16 protein-coding genes are annotated in these 20,559 nt (G+C 69.4%); 12 read left to right on the top strand and 4 right to left on the bottom strand.

Features of this window, described 5'->3' with window-relative positions; all coding sequences use genetic code 11:
• Window positions 1–55 precede the first annotated feature (55 nt).
• The 12 genes from uvrC (at window position 56) to pgi (ending at window position 15,740) form a co-directional block, all read left to right on the top strand.
• Window positions 56–2,101, top strand: coding sequence for an excinuclease ABC subunit UvrC (uvrC, locus tag OG246_RS21475; protein ID WP_266465783.1), 2,046 nt, complete (start codon window positions 56–58; stop codon window positions 2,099–2,101).
• Complete coding sequence (rapZ, locus tag OG246_RS21480) at window positions 2,098–3,129, top strand: RNase adapter RapZ (RefSeq protein ID WP_266465786.1); 1,032 nt, start codon at window positions 2,098–2,100, stop codon at window positions 3,127–3,129. The genes uvrC and rapZ overlap by 4 nt, the downstream gene beginning before the upstream one ends.
• The gene (gene yvcK / locus OG246_RS21485) at window positions 3,126–4,172 is read left to right on the top strand and encodes a uridine diphosphate-N-acetylglucosamine-binding protein YvcK (protein WP_266465788.1); all 1,047 of its coding nucleotides are present in this window, start codon (window positions 3,126–3,128) and stop codon (window positions 4,170–4,172) included. Before rapZ ends, yvcK begins: the two co-directional genes overlap by 4 nt.
• Complete coding sequence (whiA, locus tag OG246_RS21490; protein WP_266465791.1) at window positions 4,163–5,152, top strand: DNA-binding protein WhiA; 990 nt, start codon at window positions 4,163–4,165, stop codon at window positions 5,150–5,152. The genes yvcK and whiA overlap by 10 nt, the downstream gene beginning before the upstream one ends.
• A gap of 220 nt (window positions 5,153–5,372) precedes the next feature.
• Complete coding sequence (locus OG246_RS21495) at window positions 5,373–8,327, top strand: M14 family metallopeptidase (protein WP_266465794.1); 2,955 nt, start codon at window positions 5,373–5,375, stop codon at window positions 8,325–8,327.
• Window positions 8,328–8,518: 191 nt separating this feature from the next.
• Window positions 8,519–9,529 carry a type I glyceraldehyde-3-phosphate dehydrogenase gene (gene gap / locus OG246_RS21500; RefSeq protein ID WP_266465797.1) on the top strand — a complete coding sequence of 337 codons (1,011 nt, stop codon included), beginning with the start codon at window positions 8,519–8,521 and terminating at the stop codon, window positions 9,527–9,529.
• A 128-nt stretch (window positions 9,530–9,657) separates the two neighbouring features.
• Window positions 9,658–10,869 carry a phosphoglycerate kinase gene (pgk, locus tag OG246_RS21505; RefSeq protein ID WP_266465799.1) on the top strand — a complete coding sequence of 404 codons (1,212 nt, stop codon included), beginning with the start codon at window positions 9,658–9,660 and terminating at the stop codon, window positions 10,867–10,869.
• A 5-nt stretch (window positions 10,870–10,874) separates the two neighbouring features.
• Window positions 10,875–11,651, top strand: a complete 777-nt coding sequence (gene tpiA, locus OG246_RS21510) for a triose-phosphate isomerase (RefSeq protein ID WP_266465802.1) — start codon at window positions 10,875–10,877, stop codon at window positions 11,649–11,651.
• A 125-nt stretch (window positions 11,652–11,776) separates the two neighbouring features.
• Window positions 11,777–12,007, top strand: a complete 231-nt coding sequence (gene secG / locus OG246_RS21515; protein WP_266465805.1) for a preprotein translocase subunit SecG — start codon at window positions 11,777–11,779, stop codon at window positions 12,005–12,007.
• 243 nt (window positions 12,008–12,250) lie between these two features.
• Window positions 12,251–12,586 (top strand): RNA polymerase-binding protein RbpA, encoded by a 336-nt coding sequence (locus tag OG246_RS21520; protein ID WP_003957010.1) that lies wholly within the window; start codon window positions 12,251–12,253, stop codon window positions 12,584–12,586.
• Window positions 12,587–12,821: 235 nt separating this feature from the next.
• On the top strand, window positions 12,822–14,015 hold the full coding sequence (locus OG246_RS21525; RefSeq protein ID WP_266470777.1) for an MFS transporter: 1,194 nt from the start codon (window positions 12,822–12,824) through the stop codon (window positions 14,013–14,015).
• Window positions 14,016–14,087: 72 nt separating this feature from the next.
• The gene (pgi, locus tag OG246_RS21530; RefSeq protein WP_266465809.1) at window positions 14,088–15,740 is read left to right on the top strand and encodes a glucose-6-phosphate isomerase; all 1,653 of its coding nucleotides are present in this window, start codon (window positions 14,088–14,090) and stop codon (window positions 15,738–15,740) included.
• A 310-nt stretch (window positions 15,741–16,050) separates the two neighbouring features.
• On the opposite strand, the gene pgl is transcribed toward pgi, so the two are convergent.
• From pgl to tal, 4 genes are read right to left on the bottom strand one after another with little or no spacing between them, the layout of a single operon-like run.
• On the bottom strand, window positions 16,051–16,833 hold the full coding sequence (pgl, locus tag OG246_RS21535; protein WP_266465811.1) for a 6-phosphogluconolactonase: 783 nt from the start codon (window positions 16,831–16,833) through the stop codon (window positions 16,051–16,053).
• Entirely contained in the window at window positions 16,830–17,909 is a 1,080-nt protein-coding gene (gene opcA, locus OG246_RS21540; protein ID WP_266465813.1) for a glucose-6-phosphate dehydrogenase assembly protein OpcA, read from the bottom strand. The genes pgl and opcA overlap by 4 nt, the downstream gene beginning before the upstream one ends.
• Window positions 17,906–19,429 (bottom strand): glucose-6-phosphate dehydrogenase, encoded by a 1,524-nt coding sequence (gene zwf, locus OG246_RS21545; RefSeq protein WP_266465816.1) that lies wholly within the window; start codon window positions 19,427–19,429, stop codon window positions 17,906–17,908. Before zwf ends, opcA begins: the two co-directional genes overlap by 4 nt.
• 4 nt (window positions 19,430–19,433) lie before the next feature.
• Entirely contained in the window at window positions 19,434–20,552 is a 1,119-nt protein-coding gene (tal, locus tag OG246_RS21550) for a transaldolase (protein WP_266465819.1), read from the bottom strand.
• Window positions 20,553–20,559 lie beyond the last annotated feature (7 nt).

Consider the following 20,559-nt stretch of genomic DNA (forward strand, 5'->3'; position numbering starts at 1 on the left):
CAGGCGGAGCCGGGAGGCCGCCGTGGTGTCAGCCCTCGCCAGTAGGGTGTGAGACATGGCCGACCCCTCCAGCTACCGCCCCAAGCCGGGACAGATCCCGGACTCTCCCGGGGTGTACAAATTCCGCGACGAGCACCGCCGGGTGATCTACGTCGGGAAGGCGAAAAGCCTGCGCCAGCGCCTGGCCAACTACTTCCAGGACTTGGCCGGCCTCCACCCCCGCACCCGCACCATGGTCACCACGGCCGCGTCCGTGGAGTGGACGGTCGTGTCCACGGAGGTCGAGGCGCTACAGCTGGAGTACTCCTGGATCAAGGAGTTCGACCCCCGTTTCAACGTCAAGTACCGCGACGACAAGAGCTATCCGTACCTCGCGGTGACGATGAACGAGGAGTTCCCGCGCGTCCAGGTGATGCGCGGCCACAAGCGCAAGGGCGTGCGCTACTTCGGTCCCTACGGACACGCGTGGGCGATCCGCGACACCGTGGACCTGCTGCTGCGCGTCTTCCCCGTACGCACCTGCTCCGCCGGTGTTTTCAAGAACGCCGTCCGCACCGGCCGCCCCTGCCTCCTCGGCTACATCGGCAAGTGCTCCGCCCCCTGCGTCGAGCGCGTCTCCGCCGACGAACACCGTGACCTGGCCGAGGAGTTCTGCGACTTCATGGCAGGGCGTACGGGGACGTACATCCGCCGCCTCGAAAAGCAGATGACGGACGCGGCCGAGGAGATGGAGTACGAGCGGGCGGGCCGCCTGCGCGACGACATCGAGGCCCTGAAGAAGGCCATGGAGAAGAGCGCGGTCGTGCTCGCCGACGCGACCGACGCCGACCTGATCGCCGTCGCCGAGGACGAGCTGGAAGCGGCCGTGCAGATCTTCCACGTACGCGGCGGCCGTGTGCGCGGCCAGCGCGGCTGGGTCACGGACAAGGTGGAGGCCGTCACCACCGGTGATCTCGTCGAACACGCGCTCCAGCAGCTCTACGGGGAGGAGACGGGCGACTCCGTCCCCAAGGAGGTGCTCGTCCCGGCGCTGCCCGAGCTGGCGGAGACCGTCCAGGAGTGGCTGACCGAGCGCCGCGGGTCGAACGTCTCCCTCCGGATCCCGCAGCGTGGCGACAAGAAGGCGCTCATGGAGACGGTGCGGCGCAACGCACAGCAGTCCCTCGTCCTGCACAAGACCAAGCGCGCCTCCGACCTGACCACCCGCTCGCGCGCGCTGGAGGAGATCGCCGAGGCCCTCGAACTGGACAGCGCGCCCCTGCGCATCGAGTGCTACGACATCTCGCACCTCCAGGGCGACGACGTCGTGGCGTCGATGGTCGTCTTCGAGGACGGGCTCCAGCGCAAGAGCGAGTACCGGCGCTTCCAGATCAAGGGCTTCGAGGGCCAGGACGACGTCCGGTCCATGCACGAGGTGATCACCCGCCGCTTCAGGCGCTACATCGCCGAGAAGGAGAAGACGGGGGAGTGGGCGGACGGCGAGAACGCGCTCACCGAGGACGACGGGCGCCCCAAACGCTTCGCCTACCCCCCGCAGCTCGTCGTCGTCGACGGCGGGCAGCCGCAGGTCGCGGCCGCCAAGAAGGCCCTGGACGAGCTGGGCATCGACGACATCGCCGTCTGCGGCCTCGCCAAGCGCCTGGAGGAGGTGTGGCTGCCCGACGACGACAACCCGGTGGTCCTGCCCCGCACCAGCGAGGGCCTGTACCTGCTGCAGCGGGTCCGTGACGAGGCCCACCGCTTCGCGATCACCTACCAGCGCGTCAAGCGGGCCAAGCGCTTCAGGTCGGGCCCGCTGGACGACGTGCCGGGCCTGGGCGAGACGCGTAAACAGGCACTGATCAAGCACTTCGGTTCGGTGAAAAAGCTGCGATCCGCGACAATCGACCAGATCTGCGAGGTTCCCGGTATAGGCCGCAAAACGGCCGAGATGATCGCCGTGGCCCTCGCCCAGGCGGCCCCGGCCGCCCCCGCCGTCAACACGGCGACTGGAGAGATCATGGAAGACGAGGAAGACGGGGCGCCCGAAACGACGGCGGGCTCCCCGGAGGAGCCCGTGACCGCGGGCACCTCGGACAAGCGACGGGGGCAGGAGACATGAGCGAGAACGAACGACAGGAACACGAACCACGGACCGGCGACGGTCAAGTGAGCGACGCACAGACCGACGACGGTCAGGCAAACGAACCACAGTCCGACAAGGGTGCGGACGGTACCGACAGCGCACAGGAGAGTACGACGATGGACACGCCCGCGGTGCCGGACGCCGCCATCCCCGAGCTGGTGATCATCTCCGGGATGTCCGGCGCCGGCCGGTCGACGGCAGCCAAGTGTCTGGAGGACCTCGGCTGGTTCGTCGTCGACAATCTGCCGCCCGCGCTGATCCCCACCATGGTGGAGCTCGGCGCCCGCTCCCAGGGCAACGTGGCGAGGATCGCGGTCGTCGTCGACGTACGCGGCCGTCGCTTCTTCGACAACCTCCGCGAGTCCCTCGCCGACCTGGCGTCCAAGAGCGTCACCCGGCGGATCGTCTTCCTGGAGTCCTCCGACGAGGCACTGGTGCGCCGCTTCGAGTCGGTGCGCCGCCCGCACCCCCTCCAGGGCGACGGCCGCATCGTCGACGGCATCGCCGCCGAGCGTGAACTGCTGCGCGAGCTGCGCGGCGACGCCGACCTGGTGATCGACACCTCCAGCCTGAACGTGCACGAGCTGCGCGCCAAGATGGACGCCCAGTTCGCGGGCGAGGAGGAGCCCGAGCTGCGGGCCACCGTGATGTCCTTCGGCTTCAAGTACGGCCTTCCGGTCGACGCCGACCTGGTGGCGGACATGCGCTTCCTGCCCAACCCGCACTGGGTCCCGGAGCTGCGTCCCTTCACCGGCCTCAACGAAGAGGTCTCGGCGTACATCTTCAACCAGCCCGGCGCCAAGGAGTTCCTCGACCGCTACGCCGAGCTGCTCCAGCTCATCGCGGCCGGATACCGCCGCGAGGGCAAGCGCTATGTGACCATCGCGGTCGGCTGCACCGGCGGCAAGCACCGCTCGGTCGCCATGTCCGAGAAGCTCGCCGCCCGGCTGGCCTCCGAGGGAGTGGAGACGGTCGTCGTCCACCGGGACATGGGCCGCGAATGACCGGACGTGCATCACTGCGGCTGAGCAGGCTGCGCCGGGTGACCCCCGACGGCCGCGGCGGCAAGCCGCGCCGCCGCGGCACCCAGCCCAAGGTCGTCGCCCTCGGCGGCGGCATGGGCCTGTCCGCCTCGCTCGCCGCACTGCGCCGGATCACCGGCGACCTCACCGCCGTGGTCACCGTGGCCGACGACGGCGGCTCCAGCGGACGCCTGCGCGACGAGCTGGGCGTGCTCCCGCCCGGCGACCTGCGCAAGGCCCTGGCCGCGCTGTGCGGCGACGACGACTGGGGCCAGACCTGGGCCCGGGTCATCCAGCACCGCTTCCAGTCCAAGGGCGACCTGCACGAGCACGCGGTCGGCAATCTGCTGATCGTCGCCCTGTGGGAGCAGCTCGGCGACCATGTCCAGGCCCTTGACCTGGTCGGCAGGCTCCTCGGCGCGCACGGCCGCGTGCTGCCGATGTCCGCAGTCCCCCTGGAGCTCCAGGCGCTGGTCAAGGGGCACGATCCGGACAGGCCCGACGACATCGACACCGTGCGCGGTCAGGCCACCGTGGCGCTCACGCCCGGTGAGGTGCAGTCCGTGCACGTCGTGCCGCACGACCCGCCCGCCGTCCCCGAAGCCGTCGCGGCGGTCCTCGACGCGGACTGGGTGGTGCTCGGACCGGGCTCCTGGTTCTCCTCGGTGATCCCGCATCTACTCGTGCCCGAACTGCTCGACGCGCTCATCCAGACGAAGGCGCGCCGGGTACTCTCCCTGAACCTCGCCCCGCAGCCCGGAGAAACCGATGGCTTCTCTCCGCAGCGTCATTTGGAGGTTTTGGGACGACACGCCCCTAAACTCGCCCTGGACGTGGTGCTGGCCGACGAGGCCGCCGTGCCCGACCGCGACTTGCTCACCGATGCCGCCAAGCGGCTCGGCGCCGCGGTCGAGCTGGCGCCGGTGGCCCGGACCGATGGATCTCCGCGGCACGACCCGGAGCTGTTGGCCGCCGCGTACGACCGTATTTTTCGGATGCATGGAAGGATCGGCCCATGGCGATGACGGCAGCGGTGAAGGACGAGATTTCCCGGCTCCCCGTCACCCGGACCTGCTGCAGAAAGGCGGAGGTCTCCGCCATTCTGCGGTTCGCCGGCGGCCTCCACCTGGTGAGCGGCCGGATTGTGATCGAGGCGGAGCTGGACACCGCGATGGCGGCGCGCCGGTTGAAGCGGGACATTCTGGAGATCTTCGGCCACAGCTCCGAACTGATCGTGATGGCGCCCGGCGGTCTGCGCCGCGGCTCCCGCTATGTCGTACGCGTTGTCGCGGGCGGCGACCAGCTGGCCCGTCAGACGGGGCTCGTGGACGGCCGCGGACGCCCGATCCGAGGCCTGCCCCCGCAGGTGGTCTCGGGGGCCACCTGCGACGCCGAGGCGGCCTGGCGCGGGGCGTTCCTGGCGCACGGCTCGCTCACCGAGCCGGGCCGCTCGTCCTCCCTGGAGGTCACCTGCCCCGGCCCCGAGGCGGCGCTCGCCCTGGTCGGCGCGGCGCGCAGGCTCCAGATCGCGGGCAAGGCCCGCGAGGTCCGCGGCGTGGACCGCGTGGTCGTACGGGACGGAGACGCGATCGGGGCGCTGCTCACCCGGCTCGGCGCCCATGAGTCGGTGCTGGCCTGGGAGGAGCGGCGGATGCGCCGCGAGGTCCGCGCCACGGCGAACCGGCTGGCCAACTTCGACGACGCCAACCTGCGCCGCTCGGCCCGTGCCGCCGTCGCCGCGGGCGCCCGTGTGCAGCGCGCCCTGGAGATCCTCGCCGACGAGGTGCCGGAGCACCTCGCGGCCGCCGGACGGCTGCGCATGGAGCACAAGCAGGCCTCGCTCGAGGAGCTGGGCGCGCTCGCCGACCCGCCGCTGACCAAGGACGCCGTCGCAGGCCGTATCCGCCGGCTGCTCGCGATGGCCGACAAGAAGGCCCAGGACCTGGGCATCCCCGGGACGGAGTCGAGCCTCACCGAGGAGATGGCGGACAACATGGCCGTCTGAGGCCGTGCGGACAGCCTGATGGCCTGGTCCTGAGCGGAGGGCACAGCGCCCTCGTGGACAACTGGCCGGGACGGGCGTGCAGTTCACGCCGGAAGCCGCTGGTGCCGATTCGGGCACCAGCGGCTTTTTGCCTCTCTTTGATGCCGTCTTGACATGATCATGGAGCGTGACCAGCCTGGCGTCTGCGCACAGATGTGCCGGACAACTGCAAGGGGGGCTCATGAGACGAAGAGCGAGATCGATCCTCGCCGTCGCAGCACTCATGCTGGGCGGGGCGAGCTTGGCGCCCATCGCTCAAGCGGACAACGGCAGTTCGGCCGACCCGGCCGCGGACGCCGTGAAGGTGTTCCGCGCCGATGTCACAAAGGAGCAGGTACCCCTGCTGCTGGCGGCCGGTCAGGACGCACACGAACTCGGCGAGCAGGTACCGCAGAAGGGCACCGCCGAGGTCGAGGTCTACCTCACCGACAAGCAGGCGGAGCAACTGGAGGACAAGGGCGTCGACCTCGCCGAGCACAAGGTCTCGGCGAAGGCGCTGGCGAGGGTGGCGGCCGCGGGGGACGGCGTGTACCGCCCGTACAGCGGAGCGGGCAATCTCCAGGAGGAGATCGTCAAGACCGGCCAGGCCCATCCCGACCTCACCAAGGTCGTCTCCATCGGAAAGACCCTCCAGGGGCAGGACATTCTGGCGCTCAAGCTCACCAAGGGCGCCAAGAAGACCAAGGACGGCGCCAAGCCCTCCGTGCTGTACATGTCCAACCAGCACGCCCGTGAGTGGATCACGCCCGAGATGACACGGCGTCTGATGCACTACTACCTGGACAACTACTCGACGAACAAGCGCATCAAGAAGATCGTCGACTCGACCGAGCTGTGGTTCGTCATCTCCGCCAACCCCGACGGCTACGACTTCACGTTCGACGCCGCCGGTGACCGCCAGTGGCGCAAGAATATGCGCGACGTGAACGGCGACGGCGTCATCACCACCGGCGACGGCGTCGACCTCAACCGCAACTTCGCCTACAAGTGGGGCTACGACGACGAGGGTTCGTCCCCCACCCCCACCAGCCAGACGTACCGCGGCGCGAGCGCAGGCTCCGAGCCCGAGACCAAGGCACTCGACGCCTTCGAGAAGCGCATCGGCTTCACGTACGGCATCAACTACCACTCCGCGGCCGAACTGATCCTCTACGGAGTCGGCTGGCAGGTGGCGACCCCGAGCCCGGACGACGTGCTGTACGAGGCACTTGCCGGTACACCTGAGAACCCCGCGATCCCGGGCTACCACCCGCAGGTCTCCTCCGAGCTGTACACGACCAACGGTGAGGCCGACGGCCACGCGTCCAACGTCAACGGCCTGGCGATGTTCACTCCCGAGATGTCGACCTGCCAGACCGCGTCGAACATCGACCCGAACGACGCCTGGAACGCGGCCGACTGCGAGTCGATCTTCACCTTCCCGGACGACGAGAAGCTGATCCAGCAGGAGTTCGCGAAGAACGTCCCGTTCGCCCTCTCCGTCGCCGAGACCGCGGTCCACCCCGACCAGTCGACCTCCTCGGTGGTCGGCCTCGACGCAGCCGACTTCACGCCGGCCGCCTTCTCGACCTCGTACTCGCGCGGCGCCGACCAGGAGGTCTCCGTCGTCGTCCGGAAGTCCGTACGCGACAAGGAGCTCAAGTACCGCGTCAACGGCGGCCGTACGTGGGACCAGGCGCTCAAGCCGTGGAAGGGCGGCGAGACCTTCGGAGGCGAGGACAACCTCTACTTCGACGAGTACCGCGCCCTCGTCCAGGACGGCGTCCCGGGCGACAAGGTCGAGGTCTGGTTCACCGGAGAGACGAAGAGCGGAAAGCCCACCTCCAGTGAGCACTTCACGTACACCATCGCCGAACGGCCCCGCGCCGACACCCTTGTGATCGCCGAGGAGACCGTCACCGCCACCCAGACCCAGGCGTACGTCGACGCGCTCAAGGCCAACGGCCGCAAGCCCCTCGTCTGGGACGTCGCGGCGCTGGGAGCACCCGACGCGCTCGGCGTGCTCGGCCACTTCAAGACGGTCGTCCACTACACGGGCGCCGACCGGCCGGGTTACACCACCCAGCTTCAGCTGCGCGCCTATCTCAACGAGGGCGGCAAGCTGATCGAGGCCGGCGAGCAGGCGGGCGGCACCGTCGCACTTCCGGGCGCTCTGACGAACGACTTCAGCCAGTACTACCTGGGCGCCTACTCCCGTACGACCACTCCCGGGGCCACGGCCTTCACCGGGTCCGGCAAGCTCGCGGGCGCCGCCGGAGCGCTCGGTGACGCACCCGGCAACCCGCTCAACGCGGCGGGGGCCTACAGCGTCACCTCGGACACCCTGCCCGCGGCGACGTTCCCCCAGTTCACGAGCGCGGGAGCGGGACAGTACCCGGGGACCGTCAATCCGTACGGCCCCTACGAAGGCGCGTCCATGGCGGCCGTCACCCATTCCGACTACGCCTGGAACCGCCTCACCCGCACCATCGACCTCACCGGGGTGAGCGCGGCCGACGCGCCCACGCTGCGCACGCAGCTCCTGTGGGACACCGAGGAGGCGTACGACCACGCCGTGCTGGAAGCGCACACGGCCGGGGCCGACGACTGGACCACGCTCCCGGAGAAGGGCGGCGCCACCAGCACCGCCGTTCCCGCGGAGTGCGAAGCCGGTTTCTTCATGCAGGGGCATCCCGCCCTCGCCCGCTATCTGACCCTGGGCGCGGGCGCCTGCACGCCCACCGGCACCAGCGGCTCCTGGAACAGCTTCACCGGAGCCTCCGACGGATGGCAGGAGGTCAACTTCGACCTCTCCGCGTACGCCGGAAAGACGGTTGAGGTGTCGCTGAGCTACATCACCGACCCGGGCTCGGGCGGTCACGGAGTTCTCGCCGACAACGCCACCGTCGTCATCGGCGGCGCGGCCGGCGCGGTCGAGGGCTTCGAGACCTCGCTCGGCGCCTGGAGCGTCCCCGGACCGCCCGCGGGCAGCCCGGCGGTCGTCCAGGACTGGGGGCTCTCCGGTGAGCTCTTCAAGACGTACGGAGCGGTCACCACGGACGACACCGTGCTGCTGGGCTTCGGCCTGGAGCACGTCACCGCGGCGGCCGACCGCACGGCCCTCATCGGGAAGGCGCTTGCCGCGCTGAGCAGCTGACTCTGCGTGACAATCGCATGAACATGGCGGGCGGTCCGTACCCCTACTGGTGGGTACGGACCGCCCTGCCGTGTATGGGCCGACTCGATGTCACCCCGGGGGCCTCAGGGAGGTAGGGTCGTAGCCGGTCGGGGACATCCCATACAACTCGCCGACATCTGAGTCGGCGTACCTAACGAGGAGATCGGTTCGTGACGATCCGCGTAGGCATCAACGGCTTTGGCCGCATCGGGCGCAACTACTTCCGCGCGCTGCTGGAGCAGGGTGCTGACATCGAGATCGTGGCTGTCAACGACCTGGGTGACACCGCGACCACTGCTCATCTTCTGAAGTACGACACCATCCTGGGCCGCCTCAAGGCCGAGGTGACGCACACCGCCGACACGATCACCGTCGACGGCCGCACCATCAAGGTGCTGTCCGAGCGCAACCCCGCCGACATCCCGTGGGGCGACCTGGGCGTCGACATCGTCATCGAGTCGACCGGCATCTTCACCAAGAAGGCCGACGCCGAGAAGCACATCGCCGGCGGCGCCAAGAAGGTCCTCATCTCGGCTCCGGCCAAGGACGAGGACATCACCATCGTGATGGGCGTCAACCAGGACAAGTACGACGCGGCCAGCCACCACGTCATCTCCAACGCCTCCTGCACCACCAACTGTGTGGCGCCGATGGCCAAGGTTCTCGACGAGAACTTCGGCATCGTCAAGGGCCTGATGACGACGGTCCACGCGTACACGAACGACCAGCGCATCCTCGACTTCCCGCACTCGGACCTGCGCCGCGCCCGCGCCGCCGCCGAGAACATCATCCCGACCACGACGGGTGCCGCCAAGGCCACCGCGCTGGTCCTCCCGCAGCTCAAGGGCAAGCTCGACGGCATCGCGATGCGTGTCCCGGTCCCGACCGGTTCCGCCACCGACCTGGTCGTGACGCTGCAGCGCGAGGTCACCAAGGACGAGGTCAACGCCGCGTTCAAGAAGGCCGCCGACGACGGCGACCTGAAGGGCTACCTGACCTACACCGAGGACCCGATCGTCTCCTCGGACATCGTCGGCGACCCGGCCTCCTGCACCTTCGACTCCCTCCTGACCATGGTCCAGGAGGGCAACACGGTGAAGATCCTCGGCTGGTACGACAACGAGTGGGGCTACTCCAACCGCCTCGTCGACCTCACGGTCTTCGTCGGCGGCCAGCTCTAGGTCCCAGAGCCAGGCACCTCGATGTGACCACGGGGCCCGGGCAGCGCGAGCCGCGCTGCCCGGGCCCTGCGGCACGTACTGATCGATCAGCCCTCTCGGATCGAAAGAGCCTCCCTAGGAGTCCACTTATGAAGACGATCGACGAACTTCTCGCCGAAGGCGTGGACGGCAAGCGGGTCTTCGTCCGCGCCGATCTGAACGTGCCGCTCGCCGACGGCCTCATCACCGACGACGGCCGCATCCGCGCCGTCCTGCCGACCGTCAAGGCCCTCGTGGACGCGGGCGCCAAGGTGGTCGTCGCCTCGCACCTGGGCCGCCCCAAGGGCGCCCCGGACCCGGCGTTCTCCCTGCTGCAGCCCGCCGAGCGGCTCGCCGAACTCCTCGGCGCCCCCGTCGCGTTCGCCCAGGACACCATCGGCCCCGCCGCCCACGACGCGGTGAACGGCCTCCAGCCCGGCCAGGTCGCGGTCATCGAGAACCTGCGCTTCAACGCCGGCGAGACGTCCAAGGACGACACCGAGCGCGGCGAGTTCGCCGACCAGCTCGCGGCCCTGGCCGATGTCTACGTAGGCGACGGTTTCGGTGCCGTGCACCGCAAGCACGCCTCCGTGTACGACCTCCCGGCGCGCCTTCCGCACTACGCGGGCTACCTCATCGCCACCGAGGTCGGCGTCCTGAAGAAGCTCACCGAGGACGTCCGGCGCCCCTATGTGGTCGCGCTCGGCGGCTCCAAGGTCTCCGACAAGCTCGCCGTCATCGACCAGCTGCTCGGCAAGGCCGACAAGCTGCTCATCGGCGGCGGCATGGCCTTCACCTTCCTCAAGGCGAAGGGGTACGAGATCGGCGCCTCCCTGGTCCAGGAGGACCAGCTGCCCGCCGTCACCGAGTACGTCGAGCGCGCGGCGAAGAACGGCGTCGAGCTGCTCGTCCCGGTCGACGTCGTGGTCGCGGCCCAGTTCCCCGACCTGAAGACCAAGGCTCCGTCCAACCCGACCACCGTCGCCGCGGACGCCATCCCGGCCGACCAGATGGGCCTGGACATCGGTCCCGAGTCCCGCAAGCTGTACGCCTCGAAGCTCACCGACGCGGCCACCGTCTTCTGGAACGGCCCGATGGGCGTCTTCGAGCACCCCGACTATGCCGAGGGCACCAAGGCGGTCGCCCAGGCCCTTCTCGACTCCCCGGCCTTCACAGTCGTCGGCGGTGGCGACTCCGCCGCGGCCGTCCGCATCCTGGGCTTCGACGAGACGGCATTCGGCCACATTTCGACCGGCGGCGGCGCCTCCCTCGAATACCTCGAGGGCAAGACGCTCCCCGGCCTCGCCGCACTGGAGGACTGACCTTAATGAGCACGCGCACGCCGCTGATGGCGGGCAACTGGAAGATGAACCTCAACCACCTCGAGGCCATCGCGCACGTCCAGAAGCTCGCTTTCGCCCTGGCCGACAAGGACTACGAGGCCTGTGAGGTCGCCGTCCTGCCGCCCTTCACCGACCTGCGCTCCGTGCAGACCCTGGTCGACGGTGACAAGCTCAAGATCAAGTACGGCGCCCAGGACGTCTCGGCGCACGACTCCGGTGCCTACACCGGCGAGATCTCCGGCCCGATGCTGGCCAAGCTCAAGTGCACGTACGTGGCGATCGGCCACTCCGAGCGCCGGCAGTACCACGCCGAGACCGACGAGATCGTCAACGCCAAGGTGAAGGCCGCCTACAAGCACGGCCTCACCCCGATCCTGTGCGTCGGCGAGGAGCTGGACATCCGCGAGGCGGGTAACCACGTCGCGCACACGCTCAGCCAGGTCGAGGGCGGCCTCAAGGGCCTCCCGGCCGAGCAGGCCGAGTCGATCGTGATCGCGTACGAGCCCGTCTGGGCCATCGGCACCGGCAAGGTCTGCGGCTCGGACGACGCCCAGGAGGTCTGCGCGGCGATCCGTGGCAAGCTCGCCGAGCTGTACTCGCAGGAAGTGGCCGACGCCGTCCGTATCCAGTACGGCGGCTCGGTGAAGTCCGGGAACGTCGCGGAGATCATGGCGAAGCCCGACATCGACGGTGCACTGATCGGCGGTGCCTCCCTGGACGCCGACGAGTTCGTCAAGATCGTCCGTTTCCGGGACCAGTGAGCCGGAGGCTCGCGGCCGCGAGTATGCGGTAGCGGCGATCCGTCGTACCCTAGCGGGGGCCAGGTGGGCAGCCACCCGGCCCCCGTCGTCCGTCCAGATCCGAGGAAGTTGGTCCAGCCGTGGTTATGGGGTTCTCGATCGCCCTGATCGTCTTCAGCGGGCTGTTGATGCTGCTGGTGCTGATGCACAAGGGCAAGGGCGGCGGCCTCTCCGACATGTTCGGTGGCGGCATGCAGTCGTCCGTCGGTGGCTCCTCGGTCGCCGAGCGCAACCTCGACCGCATCACCGTGGTGATCGGTCTGCTCTGGTTCGCGTGCATTGTCACGCTCGGCATCCTGATGAAGGTCAACAACTGACCAACGGCCGACATTGGCCGTCCCACATCGGTACAACTGCACATTACGCACGCACTTTGCGCACGTAAGGCCCCATGTTCGGTACGCGACGTAAATCGCGACCTATCATGGGGCTTGCGTCTAGGGGCGGGGGTGTAACTCCAATCACTGGACGCGCGTTGGGCCTTACGTAGACTGAGGCGCTCGCAACGAAGCGAAAACGCCGACTCGCTTCGCGGCACCATCACGCAGGGAGTTACGACCGTGGCAAGTGGCAACGCGATCCGAGGAAGCCGGGTCGGGGCGGGGCCGATGGGCGAGGCCGAGCGTGGCGAGTCCGCGCCGCGGCTGCGCATCTCCTTCTGGTGCTCCAACGGGCACGAGACGCAGCCCAGCTTCGCCAGCGACGCGCAGGTTCCCGACACCTGGGACTGCCCGCGCTGCGGCTTTCCCGCCGGACAGGACCGGGACAACCCGCCGGACCCGCCGCGCACCGAGCCGTACAAGACGCACCTCGCGTACGTACGGGAGCGGCGCAGCGACGCGGACGGCGAGGCGATCCTCGCCGAGGCGCTCGCCAAACTGCGGGGCGAAATCTAGTAGTTGAAAACCGGCCGGGTGCCCACGGGTGCCTGGCCGGAGCTGTTTCGCTCGTCTCCGGGCCGATACGGCCCGGGTACGCCCGGCCCGTTCGGGGTCCGAGGCGATTGTCAGTGGTGCCCTCTACGGTTCTTGAAGTGGTGGAACCGAGGGGGGCGTTGTGACGGCGACGGACGTGGCGGGGGTACGGGCGCCCGCGTGGCGCGGGGGGTTCGGGCGGCTGTGGACCGCGGCTGTGGTGTCGCGGTTCGGGGACGCGCTGCGGACTGCCGCGCTGCCGCTGCTCGCCGTGCACCTCACCGACGATCCGCTCGTCATCGCCTCCGTCACGGCCTGCGGCTATCTGCCCTGGCTCCTCTTCGGCCTGCTGGGCGGGGCGATCGCCGACCGGGTGGACCAGCGGCGCGCGATGTGGGCCGTGGACGCCGTACGCGGCACGCTGATGGCCTGCTTCGCCCTCGCCGTCGGGCTCGGTCACGCGTCGATCGTCCTGCTGATCGCGCTCGCCTTCACACTGACCACCCTCCAGACCCTCTTCGACAACGCGTCCACGGCCCTGCTGCCGTCCCTGGTGGACCGTGCCGCCCTCGGCAGTGCCAACGCCCGGCTGATGACCGGCCAGCAGCTCGCCGGCGGCCTGCTGGCGAGCCCCTTCGTGCCGCTCCTCCTGGTAGTCGGGGCCGCCATGCCGTTCGCGGCCGACGCGGTCACCTATCTGCTGGCCGCAGCTCTCGTGGCCTCCCTGCGGATGCGGATGCCCGAGCGGCAGCCGCGTCCGGCCGGGAGCACCCTGCGAGCCGAGATAGGCGCAGGGCTGCGCGCCCTGTGGGGCGACCGGGTGCTGCGGGCCATGTGCATGGCCACCCTGCTGTGCAACATCGGCATGGGCGGGCTCATCGCCACCCTCGTGCTCCATGTGACGGGCTGGCTGCACGCGGGGAACGCGGAGTACGCGGCCGTGATGACCGCCTTCTCGGTCGGCAGCCTGGCCGGGGGAGTGCTGGCCCCGCGGCTGGCGCACAGGGTCGGGCGGGCGCGGAGCCTGTTCCTGGGCGGCTGCGTCCAGACGTCGGCGCTGGTGCTCGTCGGCACCGTCCGTCACCTGGGCGCCGTCGTCGTGGGCATGGCGCTGCTCGGAGCGATGAACATGGTGTGGAACGTCAACCAGGTCACGCTGATGCAGGAGCGCAGCCCGGACGCCATGGTGGGCCGCATCAGCTCCGCGTTCCGCACGGCCTCGACGTCCGGGGCGCCGGTCGGTGCCCTGTTGGGAGGCGTCGTGGCGGGGGCGTACGGGCTGAACGGGCCCGCGCTGTTCGCGGCCGTGCTGTTCGCACTCGCCGTCGCCTCGCTGATACCTGCGTGTCTGCCGGACGTATCTGTTGTTGAGCCGGACGACGGTGCTACGACAGCTCACGTCAAGCCCTGATCAATTAGGTTGGGACCGGCAGCGGGGCAAGGTACGCAGCAGCACAGGCAGGAAAGAAGGCGGAAGTCCGAGATGAACGCAGAAGGCCGTACCAGGCTCAACCAGACCCCCGAGTGGACCGCGCTGGCCAAGCACCGCGAGGAACTCGGGGAGACCCACCTGCGCGACCTGTTCGCGGCTGATCCCGGGCGCGGGACCGGATACACACTTGAGGTCGGCAATCTGCATGTCGACTACTCCAAGCACCTGGTCAACGACGAGACGCTGAGGCTGCTGCGCGAGCTGGCCGCGTCGGCCGACGTCTTCGGGCTGCGGGACGCCATGTTCCGCGGCGAGAAGATCAACACGACCGAGGACCGCGCGGTGCTGCACACCGCGCTGCGCGCCCCGAGCGGCACGGTCGTCGAGGTCGACGGCGAGAACGTCGTCCCGGCCGTGCACGCGGTGCTCGACAAGATGGCCCGCTTCTCCGAGCGCGTCCGCTCCGGTGAGTGGACCGGCCACACCGGCAAGCGCATCAAGAACATCGTCAACGTCGGTATCGGCGGCTCCGACCTCGGTCCGGCGATGGCGTACGAGGTGCTGCGCTCCTTCACCGACCGCGACCTTACGGTCCGCTTCGTGTCGAACGTGGACGGCGCCGACCTGCACGAGGCCGTGCGGGACCTCGACCCGGCCGAGACGCTGTTCATCATCGCCTCGAAGACGTTCACCACGATCGAGACGATCACGAACGCGACCTCGGCCAGGAACTGGCTGCAGACCGAGCTGAAGGCCGGTCAGGAAGCCGTCGCCAAGCACTTCGTGGCGCTGTCGACCAACGCGGAGAAGGTGTCGGACTTCGGCATCGACACGGCGAACATGTTCGGGTTCTGGGACTGGGTCGGCGGGCGGTACTCGTTCGACTCGGCGATCGGTCTCTCGCTGATGATCGCCATCGGGCCCGACCAGTTCCGGTCGATGCTCGACGGCTTCAGGATCGTGGACGAGCACTTCCGCACCGCGCCCGCCGAGTCCAACGTGCCTTTGCTGCTCGGCCTGTTGGGCATCTGGTACGGCAACTTCCACGACGCCCAGGCGCACGCGGTGCTGCCGTACTCGCACTACCTGTCCAAGTTCACCGCGTACCTGCAGCAGCTGGACATGGAGTCCAATGGCAAGTCCGTGGACCGGGACGGGGTTCCCGTGGAGTGGGAGACGGGTCCTGTCGTGTGGGGGACGCCCGGCACCAACGGGCAGCACGCGTACTACCAGCTCATCCACCAGGGCACGAAGCTGATCCCGGCCGACTTCATCGGCTTCGCCGAGCCCGTCGCCGATCTGCTGCCCGGTCTGGTCGCCCAGCACGACCTGCTGATGGCGAACTTCTTCGCGCAGACGCAGGCGCTGGCCTTCGGCAAGACGCCGGACGAGGTGCGGGCGGAGGGGGTGCCCGAGGAGCTGGTGCCGCACAAGACGTTCAAGGGGAACCACCCGACGACGACGATCCTCGCGCGGGATCTGACGCCGTCGGTCCTGGGGCAGCTGATCGCCCTCTACGAACACAAGGTGTTCGTCCAGGGGGCCGTCTGGAACATCGACTCCTTCGACCAGTGGGGGGTCGAGCTCGGCAAGGTGCTGGCCAAGCGGATTGAGCCGGCGTTGGCGGAGGGGGCCGATGTGCCCGGGCTCGACGCGTCGACGACGGCGCTGGTGGCCAAGTACCGGGAGTTGCGGGGGCGTTAGCCGGGTGGGCGGTGGGTTTCTCGCCCCCTCCGCCCCTACCCGTCCCGTTCCTGGGGGCTGCCGTCCCCAGACCCCCGCTGTCGGCCTGAACGGCCTCGTCCTCAAACGCCGGACGGGCTGAAAGATCTCCCCCGGCCGGGATGAAGAGCGCAGCCCCCACGGGTGGGTGGGGGATCGGGATGGCGTCGCTTTGTCCTCAAACGCCGGACGGGCTGAACCCCGCGGAGCGGGGGTTCGGGGGCGGAGCCCCCAAGGGACGGGAATGGGTAGGGGCGGCGGGGGCGAAACAAATCCCCTGCCGCCCCTACCCTCACGCCGAAGCCGGCGGATACAGCGAGCGCGGCAGCTGGGAAGCCGCTGCCGCGTCCAGGAGCCACAGGGTGCGGGAGCGGCCCTGGGCGCCGGCGGCCGGAGCCTGTACCTCGCCCGCGCCCGACAGGGCGATCGCCGCGGCCTGGGCCTTGTCCTCGCCCGCCGCGAGCAGCCACACCTCGCGCGCGGAGCGGATCGCGGGGAGGGTGAGGGAGATCCGGGTCGGCGGAGGCTTGGGGGCGCCATGAACGCCGACCACCGTGCGTTCGGTCTCCCGTACCGCGGGCAGCTCGGGGAAGAGCGAGGCCACGTGGGTGTCCGGGCCGACGCCCAGCATCAGGACGTCGAAGGTGGGGACGGAGCCGTGGTTCTCGGGGCCCGCCGCCTTCGCGAGCTCGGCCTCGTACGCCTCCGCCGCAGCGTCCACATCGGAGCCGTACGGGCCGTCCGACGCGGGCATCGCGTGCACCCGGGCGGGATCCAGCGGCACGGAGTCCAGGAGCGCCGCACGGGCCTGCGTGTCATTGCGATCCGGGTCGCCTCCCGGCAGGAACCGCTCGTCGCCCCACCACAGGTCGAGGCGGCCCCAGTCGACGGCGTCCCGGGCGGGGGCCGAACTCAGCGCCGCCAGGAGCCCATTGCCGTTGCGGCCGCCCGTGAGCACGATCGAGGCGTAGCCGCGCGAGGCCTGCGCGTCCACGATCTTCGTGATCAGCCGGGCCGCGGCGGCCTGGGCCATCAGCTCCTTGTCGCGGTGGACGACCAGTTGCGGAGTGCTCACTTGGCCGTCCCCTTGGCCGGGGGCATGTGCGCCGGAGTGGGCCGGCTGCCGTCGCCGCCGGCGGACGCCGACTTCGACTTCGAGGCCGAGTCGGACACGGCGGACGCCGGAGTCCGGGTGGGAAGCGGAGACCTGTCCGCCGACGACGGAGTGCCTCCCAGCCGGTCCACCCCGAACCGCAACGCCGACGCGTAGGTGTCGTCCGGGTCGAGCCGGCGCAGCTCCTCCGCCATCAGCTCGGAGGTCTCGCGGCGCTTGAGCGCCACCGCGCGGTCCGGCTGGCCCTGGAGCGTCAGCGTGGCCATCGCTCCGTCCGGACGGTGCAGCGTGACGGGACCACCGGTGGTCTCCAACCGCACCTGGGTCAGCCCAGGGCCGCCGGAGACCCCGCGCCGGACGTGCACATGCAGCCGGTCGGCGAGCCACATGGCCAGCAGTTCGACGCTCGGGTTGAACTCCTCGCCCGACACCTCCGCCGAGATGACCTCGCAGTCCACCTGGTCGAGGGCGGCGGCCAGCATGGAGCGCCAGGGGGTGATCCGGGCCCACGCCAGGTCGGTGTCGCCCGGCTCGTAGTTCTCGGCGCGGGTGCGCAGTTCGTCGACGGGCTTCTCCGACGAGTAGCTGTCGGTGACCCTGCGCTGGCCCAGGGCCCCCAGGGGGTCCTTGGCCGGGTCGCTGGGGGAGCCCACCGGCCACCAGACCACGACCGGCGCGTCCGGCAGGAGCAGCGGGAGTGCGACGGACTGGGCGTGGTCCGCGACCTCGCCGTAGAGCCGCAGGACGACCGTCTCGCCGGTGCCCGCGTCCGCACCGACCCGTACCTCGGCGTCGAGGCGGGACTGCGTGCGGTCGCGCGGCGAGCGGGAGACGCGCTTGACCACCACGATGGTGCGCGAGGGGTGCTCACGGGAGGCGTCGTTGGCGGACTTGAGGGCGTCGTACGCGTTCTCCTCGTCGGTGACGATGACGAGGGTGAGCACCATGCCGACGGCGGGGGTGCCGATGGCCCGGCGGCCCTTCACGAGCGCCTTGTTGATCTTGCTGGCTGTGGTGTCCGTGAGATCTATCTTCATGGGCGACGCCAGCTCCGTCCGTCTCGCTCGAGCATTTCGTCCGCCTCGACGGGTCCCCAGGTGCCCGAGGGGTACTGGGCGGGCTTGCCGTGCTTGTCCCAGTACTGCTCGATCGGGTCGAGGATCTTCCAGGACAGCTCGACCTCTTCGGTGCGCGGGAAGAGGTTCGAGTCGCCCAGGAGGACGTCGAGGATCAGGCGCTCGTACGCCTCCGGGCTCGACTCCGTGAAGGACTCGCCGTACGCGAAGTCCATCGAGACGTCCCGGATCTCCATGGAGGTGCCGGGGACCTTGGAGCCGAAGCGGACCGTGATGCCCTCGTCGGGCTGGACGCGGATGACGATCGCGTTCTGGCCCAGCTCCTCCGTGGCCGTGTGGTCGAAGGGGGAGTGCGGGGCGCGCTGGAAGACGACCGCGATCTCGGTGACGCGGCGGCCCAGGCGCTTGCCGGTGCGGAGGTAGAAGGGGACCCCGGCCCAGCGGCGGTTGTCCACCTCCACCTTGATCGCGGCGTAGGTGTCGGTCTTCGACTTGGGGTCGATGCCGTCTTCCTGGAGGTAGCCGACGGCCTTCTCGCCGCCCTGCCAGCCGGCCGCGTACTGCCCGCGCACGGTGTCGCGGCCCAGATCCTGGGAGATCTTGACCGCGCCGAGGACCTTGGTCTTCTCGGCCGCGAGCGCGTCCGCGTCGAAGGAGGCGGGTTCCTCCATGGCCGTGAGGGCCATCAGCTGGAGCAGGTGGTTCTGGATGACGTCACGGGCCGCGCCGATGCCGTCGTAGTAGCCGGCCCGGCCGCCGATGCCGATGTCCTCGGCCATCGTGATCTGCACGTGGTCGACGAACGACCGGTTCCAGACCGGTTCGAACATCGTGTTGGCGAAGCGGAGCGCCAGGATGTTCTGGACGGTTTCCTTGCCCAGGTAGTGGTCGATACGGAAGACCTGGTCCGAGGCGAACACCTCGTGCACGACCGCGTTGAGCTCCTCGGCCGACTTGAGGTCGTGTCCGAAGGGCTTCTCGATGACCGCACGGCGCCAGGAACCGCTCGCCTGTTCGGCAAGGCGGTGCTTCTTCAGCTGCTTGATGACCACCGGGAAGGCGGACGGCGGCACGGAGAGGTAGAAGGCGAAGTTGCCGCCCGTGCCCTGTGCCTTGTCCAGCTCGTCGATCGTGGTGCGCAGCCGCTCGAAGGAGTCGTCGTCGTCGAAGGTGCCCTGCACGAAGCGCATGCCCTGGACGAGCTGCTGCCAGACCTCCTCGCGGAAGGGTGTGCGGGAGTGTTCCTTGACCGCGTCGTGGACCTCCTGCGCGAAGTCCTCGTTGGCCCACTCGCGCCGGGCGAAGCCGACGAGTGAGAAGCCCGGCGGCAGCAGACCCCGGTTGGCGAGGTCGTATACGGCGGGCATCAGCTTTTTACGTGACAAATCGCCCGTGACGCCGAAGATGACCAGGCCCGACGGCCCCGCGATACGCGGGAGCCGTCGGTCTGCGGGGTCACGCAGCGGGTTGCTGCTTGACAAGATTTCAGCCCTCCGAGGGGGCGAGGCGCTGGAGCTCTGCCTCTGTCGACTTGAGCAGGTCGTTCCAGGACGTCGCGAACTTCTCGACGCCCTCGTCCTCCAGGAGCTGGACCACGTCGTCGTACGAGATCCCGAGCTTCTCGACCGCGTCGAGCTCGGCACGGGACTGGTCGTACGTACCGGCGATGGTGTTGCCGGTGATCTTGCCGTGGTCCTCGGTGGCCTCGAGCGTGGCCTCCGGCATGGTGTTCACCGTGTTCGGCGCGACCAGGTCGTCGACGTACAGGGTGTCCTTGTACGCCTTGTCCTTGACGCCGGTCGAGGCCCACAGCGGGCGCTGCTTGTTGGCCTGCGCCTTGTCGAGGGCGGCCCAGCGGTCGGAGGAGAAGACCTCCTCGTACGCCTCGTAGGCCAGCCGCGCGTTGGCGAGGCCCGCCTTGCCGCGGGCGGCCTTCGCCTCGTCCGTGCCCAGGGCGTCGATCCGCTTGTCGATCTCGGTGTCCACGCGGGACACGAAGAACGACGCCACCGAGTGGATCTTGGAGAGGTCGAGGCCGGCGGCCTTGGCCTTCTCCAGGCCCGCGAGGTAGGCGTCCATGACCTCGCGGTAGCGGGCGAGCGAGAAGATCAGCGTGACGTTGACGCTGATGCCCTTGCCGATGACCTCGGTGATCGCGGGCAGGCCCGCCTTGGTCGCCGGGATCTTGATGAGGGTGTTGGGGCGGTCCACCAGCCAGGCCAGCTGCTTGGCCTCGGCGACGGTGGCCGTCGTGTTGTGGGCAAGGCGCGGGTCGACCTCGATCGAGACCCGGCCGTCCTGGCCCTGCGTGGCGTCGAAGACCGGGCGCAGGATGTCGGCGGCGTCACGGACGTCCGCCGTCGTGATCATGCGGATGGCCTCGTCGACGGTGACCTTGCGGGCAGCGAGCTCGGTGAGCTGCTGCTCGTAGCCGTCGCCGCCGGCGATCGCCTTCTGGAAGATCGACGGGTTGGTGGTGACGCCCACGACGTGCTGCTGGTCGATCAGTTCGGCGAGATTGCCGGACGTGATCCGCTTGCGCGACAGGTCGTCCAGCCAGATCGCGACGCCTTCCTCGGAGAGGCGCTTGAGTGCGTCTGTCATGGAAATT

It is taken from the genome of Streptomyces sp. NBC_00620 (genome assembly GCF_026341825.1).
Taxonomy (GTDB): domain Bacteria; phylum Actinomycetota; class Actinomycetes; order Streptomycetales; family Streptomycetaceae; genus Streptomyces.